An 8,401-nucleotide genomic window follows, 5' to 3' on the forward strand; every position below is an offset into this window, starting at 1 on the left:
TGCTTTAAAGCGGCATCCATGTCGAAATTGGTTTTGGTCATATGTCATCTCTTTTTTGCTTAGTTTAACGAAATGACACAGAATTCTGAACACTATCGTGGGTACTTTCAATGCCCTCAAGAATAGACTCTAATGGTCTGCCTAGCCAAGCAAATGTAAGGGTCAACTATACTTGGAAGACATGTTTAGCACTTTTTAGTAATTTCTGCTCAAATTGCTGAATACGAAGCTTTTCTGATTTTAAGGCCATCGCTTTAGGTGTGACACCTTGCTGCTCATTTTTATATTGGCTAACCCTACGTTGAATTGACGATAAATCAACGCCCATAGCTTCGACTGCACCTTTGTGTTTATATCCGTGAACTAAAGCTAAATCCGCACATTCACGTTTAAATTCTGATGTAATTCTTCTTGGCATTTTAGTCTCTTTAGCTGTATTGAATAATACCTCTAAATAGGTCTCCAAGAGAAGTCCACCTTTACAGTTGCCAAATAAACTCAAATTTAGATGTAAAATTAGAGGGAAAGCTGGAACCTTTGATGAAATAACTTTTAAACATATTAAGTAAAAACTCAGCTAGTCTTAAGTTTAAAGGTGTATCTTGAAAAGTATTTATGGAAGGTATGTATCAGTGAAAATTTTAGTTATCGAAGATTCAATATCACTTAGACGAAGTTTAAGGGTAGGATTAACCAACCTCGGTTTCACCGTGGATGATACTGGTGATGGTTCTGAGGGGCTAAGCATGGCTTTGTCTGGAGATTATTCACTACTAATTCTCGACTTAATGCTCCCCTCTGTCGATGGTACTTCAATACTGAAAGCAATCCGTAATGCAGGTAAAGATATCCGTGTATTAATTTTGTCTGCGAAAGACCTTACAGAAGATAAAGTTGAAGGGCTTCTCAACGGTGCAGATGACTACCTTACTAAACCTTTTTCTTTTGACGAGCTGCATGTCCGTTTACTCTGTTTAATGCGGCGAGGTACTTTGAATATGAACGCTAACAGTATTAACATTGGTTCTATATCGCTAGATTTACATTTAAAACAATTAAGATGTGGTGGTAAAGATGCTCAGCTAACCCCTAATGAATACAAAGTGGTTGAGTGCTTATTCTCCAATCAAGGCAAGGTCGTTTCCTCTGAAAAACTCAGCGAATACCTCGCCGGACAATATGATGCTATTGCAAAAAATTCTTTAGAAGCTCACCTTTCTTCTGCTCGGAAAAAAGTAAGAGCTATTGGCTACGAGCTTCCAATTAAAACCAAGCGTGGCTTTGGATACTTCGTTGAGGGTCATTAATGAACTCAATTCATAAAAAGCTAAGTCGCTATTTATCAATTTCAATCTCATTACTCTTAATCTGTATCTTATTAGCAACTGATATCAGTGTCGATACATGGATTAGTGATGAGTTTGACCGGGCTATGATTAACAAAGTTGGACTACTTGAAACATTAGTTGAAGAAGATGAAGAAGGAATCGAATTTGATTTTGCTGGGGAGTTTATGCCGGAATTTGAAGGCAAAGAGAACCCTGAATATTACCAACTTTGGTACAAAAGCGAAGTATTTGAGAGATCTGATACTCTAGAGTTTTTTGAAATAAAAGATCTCTCTAAGCTCGATGCAAAACTACATGAATTTATTATTCAAGATACCGTATTACCCGACGGTCGAAATGGCAGGATGCTATATACAAAGTTTTTTCCTCAGGTTGACTCTAACATTCGAGAAGCACTCGGTGTAAGCAGAGAAGAATTTGCAAAGAATCAACAACCAATGGATCTTGCCTATGCGCTAAGTAGAGAGGAGTTAGACTACATCCTATGGTTTGTTGATTTTATTTTTATTTTCACATCTATATTAGCCGTATTTATTATCAGAAAAATTGTCAAACTTGTTGTTTCTAGGAGCTTAAAGCCAATAAGTGAACTCAATCAGCAGCTAAGAAAAATAAGTTTAAACTCTAAAAATCCGGAAGTTTCAGTAGAATTTTTACCGCAAGAACTCGTTCCGATAGCTGAAGGCGTTAATCAGTTTATTAAAGAAAACCATATTCTGTACATCCGAGAGCAGAGAATGGCTTCTGACATTGCTCACGAATTAAAAACACCAATTGCAGAGCTTATAAGCTTGAGCGAAGTTGCCTTAAAGTTTCCTCATGAAAAGGAAATATCAGATAACCTTGCAAGCGATGTACATGGAATATCCCATCGCTTAAAAAATATAGTTAATAGCATCATGCTGTTGCAAAAAAGTAGTAGCACCCATGAATTAGAAACTAACGAAATTAACTTAACTGAGCTGATTAATAATATTATCTCAAGAGAAAATTCAGATAACAGAGAGTTTATACTTCTTTTCGATGCACCTTCATTGATAGTAGAAACCAACAAATTTGCTTTAGAAACTGTATTATCAAATTTAATTAACAATGCAATCTTTTATAGTCCAACTAATACAGCAATAGAGATAGCAACGTCAAAAACTGAAGACAACAACGCTTTGATCAAAGTCTCAAATATATGCAATGAAGACTATCAGGAAGATGATTTGAAATTGTTCTTTGACCCTTTATGGCAAAAAGACGAATCAAGAACATCAACAGAGCGATTTGGGTTAGGTTTAGCAATAGTAAAGTCCTACTGTGAAAAAATTGGAGCTACAGTTTCAGTATCGTTAGTTGAGAGGAGAATAACATTTACTGTATCGCTGTGATGAACAAGTATTTTAACGGTTCTTTACTATTTCTTTATCTGTTTGCTTCAAGTATTGCCTTTGCAGATGAAGTTGTCGTTGATGGCTCATTGAATGATTCAGGCTGGCAAAGCGCGAAGCGAAACACTGTTAATTATCACGTTGTTCCACAAACGCTAACAAAGGTAGAGGGCAACTTTTCTTATCAAGTGATTACAACTGACCACGGCATATACATAGGTGTTATGGCAACGACTAAGCCCCCATTGAGAGTAAGGACACAAGAAAACGACACGCTTTTCACTAATGATCATATTCAACTAATGATAGATATGAATAATACCGAACAAACAAGTTATGTATTTTCAGTCAATCATCAAGGATATTTTTATGATGGTATCTATAAGCAGAATAAAGAGTTAGATTTAGATTGGAGTAGTCAGTGGTATTTCAAAACTAAAGTGTTTACCAATTCATGGAACGCTGAAATTTATATCCCTTGGACTACTATGTCTTTTGCTATTCAAGAGCAGAATGAATTCGGCCTTTCTATTACCCGTTTTGATGAATCCACTAATGCAACCTATTCATCAATTCCGGCAAACGCTTCAATGAATAGTTTTTTAACAAATTTCAGCAAACAAAAAGTTGAAATTAACAATCAGTCGAGCCTAGATATTTTTCCATACATTTCGGCTAATCGAGACATTGCGAACAACAAAAACTCTACTGATATAGGGGTTGAATTGTTTTGGAAACCTACTAAAAGTCAGCAATTAAGTGCCACCATAAACCCTGACTTTGGACAGGTGGAATCAGATGAGTTAGTCGTTAATTTTTCAGCCATAGAAAGCTTTTTCTCAGAAAAACGACCTTTTTTCAATGATAGTCAAAGTTTATTTGAAGTTTCCGGGCCAGAGTCTCTCAGAGTAGTACATACGCCAAGAATTGGCGGGGAGTCATATTATGATGAAGACTATTCAGGTGAGTTGGATTCTGCAATTAAATACACAATAAGTAGAGAACAATTAGATTTTGGGCTTTTATCTGCATTTGAAAGTGACGATAGCGGGAACTCTGGTAGGGATTTTTGGTTGTTCAGAGGCCAGTACCGTTTAGGTGCTAACAAATTTGGCGCTTCACTTAATAAGGTTAATACGCCTAGCATTGAACGAAATGCAATTATTATTGAGTCTGATTTCAATTATGCATACTCAGATAGTACTGAGCTAAATTTCGGTATAATCAGATCTGATATCGAACAAGGACCTGAAACAACGAGCGACCTCGGTTGGTGGCTGACAGGAAGTACAGAGTCATCCGAGCAGCATAGTCATGAGTTTAGTCTTTTTAACTATGGAGAAGACTTACAATTAAATGACATCGGCTATGTCAAACGAGTCAATCGCAAGCAATTTGAATATGAATATGAATATCAATTTCAAATTCCAGATTTAGATAGATGGTCGATAAGAGATGTTACATTTGCGTTTGAAACTGAATTAAAAAAGAACCACCAAAATGAAAAACTACCTCGTATTGTTGGTGCAGGTGTTGAATTGGTGACAAATGCAGAATTTGAATATCAACTTTCTTTGGAGTTGGGTTCGTCTGGATATGATGATTTACTAACGCGAGGGAATAATTCCGTATGGCTACCGTCCTTTTATATAGCCGAACTTGAACTAAATTCTCCAGAATATGACTGGGGAAGCGTTGGAGTGGCAATTGAGATGGGAACGGAGGGGTTGTCTGGTAACTTTTACAACGCTGAAGTGAGCATTGAGCAGCAGATTAGTACTCTACTACACATTGGACTAACGGTATCACAATACAATAGTGATAGTTGGCTTGAATGGGATGACGGTAATACCGTCGATGAATTTAACTTCACAGAGCAAGGCATTGAACTAAGTGTAGATTATCAAATTAGTGAAAGTCAGGAAGTACGTTTTAAACTTGAGTCTGTTATCGGGAAAGCAAATCACCTAAATCAATACATCGTTGATACACAGGGTGAGTTGATAGGCTCTAAAAACCAAGATGATTTTTCATTTTCTGAAAGTGCTTTCCAGCTTCGCTATAAATATTCTTTAAGTAAATTAACCGCGCTTTACCTCAGCTATAGTTTTGGTGGGGAATTTGAAGACGATCTCGCGAAGTTTGGAAAAAGAAACCTTTATAAACAATCAATAAATGCAAAAGATGCTCATAATCTATTTGCGAAAATTCGACTTCATTTTTGATTAAGGCAACATTCAATCAATCTTATTTAAAGTTTCAGTTTCAACTAAGTAAAACTTAAGTTTTAATTTTTAGCATGTAATCACCAACATTGAGGTAATTTTATGCCAGTAAAGCTAACAATTGGTCAACAATATCCTAAAGGCTATTTCCCATTTTGGAAACTTATAAGTTTCATATGTTTCATGAGTGCCATAATGGTAAGTATGGCACTGAATAAAGACGCATATATCGCCAGCCAAAAAGATATCTTTTCTTTCAGTAACAATGCTCTGCAAATACTACCCAGTGAAATTTGGCACAATATTACGTACTTGGGAGATGCTCTGATTCTAATTCCACTACTTTCCTTCATTTGCCTTGTGAATACGAGAATGTGGGCAGCTATGTTCGGAGCTGTTCCTCTCGCTTGCGCACTTAGTCATTTAGGTAAAAGTTTCTTTGCCATTCCTAGACCCGCTGCTGTTTTAGAACATCATCAATTTACTATTATTGGTGACACCCTGACTGCTTATACAAGTTTTCCATCTGGTCATACTATTACGATTTTTACAGCAATCTCTGCAATGGTATTTGTTCTTTTAAGAGAAGCTAAAATCAGTGAGAAACATAAAACGTATTGGATATATTTATCGCTTATGGTCGCTACAGTAGTCGCCATTTCTAGAGTCGCTGTAGGTGCTCATTGGCCCGCAGATTTAGCATCTGGAGCAATAATAGGCACTGTTTCAGGGTTAAGTGGCGAATACTTATCAAGATATTATTCAAAATGGTGGGATTGGGCAAAAGTAAAGCCTGCTATTTTAGGATATTTTGTCCTTGGATTTTGCTTCATCCTTTTAGTATGTACTATCAGTGGAAAGCTTCCTGAACTAACTATAATTTGGATAGCAATTTCAGTAAGCGCTATTGTTGGTACATACATCACATTAAAATCAATATTACAAAATGAACACTAAGGCCCTTTCTAAAATTTCAATTTTGAAGGCAAGCAGCTTCACTTTTTGGGTAAGCATTGTAATGACGTTTGCTTACAATTTGGTGCTGTTAGAGTATGTTAATCAGAACACCAATGTATGGAGCACTAGCGGACTTGGAATATTTCTATCTACTGTTGTGATAGTATTTATCTTTTCATACACCATATTTTCATTGCTAGCGCTTATTTCACCAACAGTTCTGAAAATATTTCTCGTAATCATCACTGTTTTAAATGCTTCCGCTATATATTACATGAGTAACTATCAAGTGGTGCTAGATAGAACCATGATGGGAAATATATTTAACACCCGCTATTCAGAATCTATTGAACTACTCACCGTAAGCTTAGTTTTCCCGATAATAATGTTGGGTTTAATGCCAGCTTGCTTTGTTGCCTTAATAAAAATTAAACAAGTTGATAGAGTAAAAATATTAGGTAACGCGTCAATTGCTTTAGTAGTCTCTGGTGCATTCTTGTATACGAATTCTACTAGTTGGCTTTGGATTGATAAGCATGCAAGCGTTTTAGGCGGAAAGATTTTACCTTGGTCATACATAATAAATTCAGGTAGATATTACTCATCTATAAATAGAACAACTGACGGACAGAAAGCGTTACCAGATGGCCATTTTCTGGATAACAATAAAACAGTCTTTGTATTGGTCATTGGTGAAACTGCTCGTGCTGCCAATTTCTCATTGTATGGCTATTCTAAATTAACTAACCCAAAGCTCGCAGAACAGCCGAACCTACTAGTGCTGAACAATACAAAATCCTGCACTACCTATACCACAGGTTCTCTGGCATGTATTTTAGCACCTAGTGATCAATACTTAGACTTTGAAGCATTACCAACTTACTTAGCCCGACATGGCGTTGATGTACAGTGGCGAACCAATAACTGGGGTGAACCACCAATAAAAGTAACAAGTTATACCGAGGCGGGTGAATTACGAGCTGACTGCGTGGGTGAAGGCTGTAAGTTAGATGAAGTACTACTGACTAATTTAATTAACGCTATCGATTCATCTGATAAACAAAAGATCTTTGTTGTTTTGCATACTAAAGGGAGCCATGGACCAAGCTACTATTCACGATACACAAAAGAATTTAACCAATTCACTCCTGTCTGCCGTGATGAGGAAATTAGCAAATGTAGCCCGGAGGAGTTGATTAATGCCTACGATAATACCCTGCTGTATACCGATCATTTCCTGACGACACTGATAATGGAGTTACAAACCTTAGCGAAAACTTCATCAGCAATGATGTATATTTCTGATCACGGTGAGTCACTTGGTGAGCATGGACTTTACTTGCATGGCACACCATATTCATTTGCACCAGATTATCAAAAAGATATCCCATTTTTATTTTGGGCATCAGATACTTTTTTAGATGCAAGAAATTTAAAGCTTAAAAACTTAAATCAAGCTAATAGCCATAATCAGTTTAATGTCTTTCATACCGTTTTAGGAGCGCTTAGCCTTGAGTCATCAATATATGATAGTACGCTTGATGTATTGCATAACTCTGGTGAACATTAGAAATTATGTTGAACTACAACAGCGTTATTAAAATTATTATATTGGTAATGCTTTATTTTGCCTTACCAATAACTGCTGCCCCTCTTATTAAAAGTGGTTCTGAAGAAACATCTGAATTGAATTTATATACCGCGAAATATAGTGTATTACGGGGCAAGAAAAAATATGGTCGAGCCACAAGAAAACTAAGTAAAAATAATACTTCTTATTCGTTATCATTCAATACTAGCGCATCAATTTTTTTCTATAGCATAGATACGAGTGAGATAAGTAATTTTCTATGGCAGGACAATAAAGTAGCGTTACTGAGCTATAAAGGAAAAGATTCGAGAACTTTTAAAAAAGATAAACATTTACAGTTAAATTTTGATCATAATAACCAAACTTTAATAGCTAAAATGAATGGCGATATTAGTGAGCAAACCTTAAAAGATGACGTGTTAGACCCACTATTTGTGTTTGAAATGTTAAGGCTTGACGCACTGAAAAACGATGGGTTTTCTAATGTAAAACAATTGCATTACACCGTTTATGATACAAGTGGCTTCAAAGAATTTAACTTCCTGAATGGTGGACGAGTTACTATTGACACACCTCTTGGGGAACTTAATTGCATCAAGTTAAGCAGGATTAGAAAAAATAGTACTAGAAAGACGCATATTTGGCTGGCAATTGATTACGACTATATTCCTATTATGCTTTTACAAGAACACAAGGAAGAAGAAGTCGCAACACTACTTATAAGTTCTATTGAGAAACATTAAGAAGCAATATCGGCATAACCTTCCTACAAATAAAAGATAAAAACTACATTTCTAATTAACTTCTAGAGAGTGTTCAATATTCTGTGTCAGCCAATTTTTCATAAATCTATGTGACCATCCAGTCGACCTTCAAAGTGGATGGTTAGCTGAGACAGTGTCA

The 8,401-nt window shown here is 36.1% G+C and carries 7 protein-coding genes; 6 read left to right on the top strand and 1 reads right to left on the bottom strand.

Going from position 1 to position 8,401, the window contains the following annotated elements:
- Positions 1-166: 166 nt before the first annotated feature.
- Entirely contained in the window at positions 167-418 is a 252-nt protein-coding gene (locus DET62_RS14285; RefSeq protein ID WP_110014415.1) for a hypothetical protein, read from the bottom strand.
- A 214-nt stretch (positions 419-632) separates the two neighbouring features.
- On the opposite strand from DET62_RS14285, the gene DET62_RS14290 reads away from it, so the two are divergent.
- The 6 genes from DET62_RS14290 (at position 633) to DET62_RS14315 (ending at position 8,241) form a co-directional block, all read left to right on the top strand.
- Positions 633-1,307 (top strand): response regulator transcription factor, encoded by a 675-nt coding sequence (locus DET62_RS14290; RefSeq protein WP_110014416.1) that lies wholly within the window; start codon positions 633-635, stop codon positions 1,305-1,307.
- Entirely contained in the window at positions 1,307-2,725 is a 1,419-nt protein-coding gene (locus DET62_RS14295) for a HAMP domain-containing sensor histidine kinase (protein WP_110014417.1), read from the top strand. The genes DET62_RS14290 and DET62_RS14295 overlap by 1 nt, the downstream gene beginning before the upstream one ends.
- Entirely contained in the window at positions 2,725-4,950 is a 2,226-nt protein-coding gene (locus DET62_RS14300; protein WP_110014418.1) for a DUF5916 domain-containing protein, read from the top strand. The genes DET62_RS14295 and DET62_RS14300 overlap by 1 nt, the downstream gene beginning before the upstream one ends.
- Before the next feature lie 102 nt (positions 4,951-5,052).
- Complete coding sequence (locus tag DET62_RS14305) at positions 5,053-5,907, top strand: phosphatase PAP2 family protein (RefSeq protein ID WP_110014419.1); 855 nt, start codon at positions 5,053-5,055, stop codon at positions 5,905-5,907.
- Complete coding sequence (gene eptA, locus DET62_RS14310; RefSeq protein WP_110014420.1) at positions 5,897-7,477, top strand: phosphoethanolamine--lipid A transferase EptA; 1,581 nt, start codon at positions 5,897-5,899, stop codon at positions 7,475-7,477. Before DET62_RS14305 ends, eptA begins: the two co-directional genes overlap by 11 nt.
- A 5-nt stretch (positions 7,478-7,482) precedes the next feature.
- Positions 7,483-8,241, top strand: a complete 759-nt coding sequence (locus DET62_RS14315; RefSeq protein WP_016899342.1) for a DUF3108 domain-containing protein — start codon at positions 7,483-7,485, stop codon at positions 8,239-8,241.
- The last annotated feature ends 160 nt before the right edge of the window (positions 8,242-8,401 follow it).

The sequence above is a fragment of the Idiomarina sp. H2 genome, assembly GCF_004364275.1.
Lineage (GTDB): Bacteria > Pseudomonadota > Gammaproteobacteria > Enterobacterales > Alteromonadaceae > Idiomarina > Idiomarina loihiensis.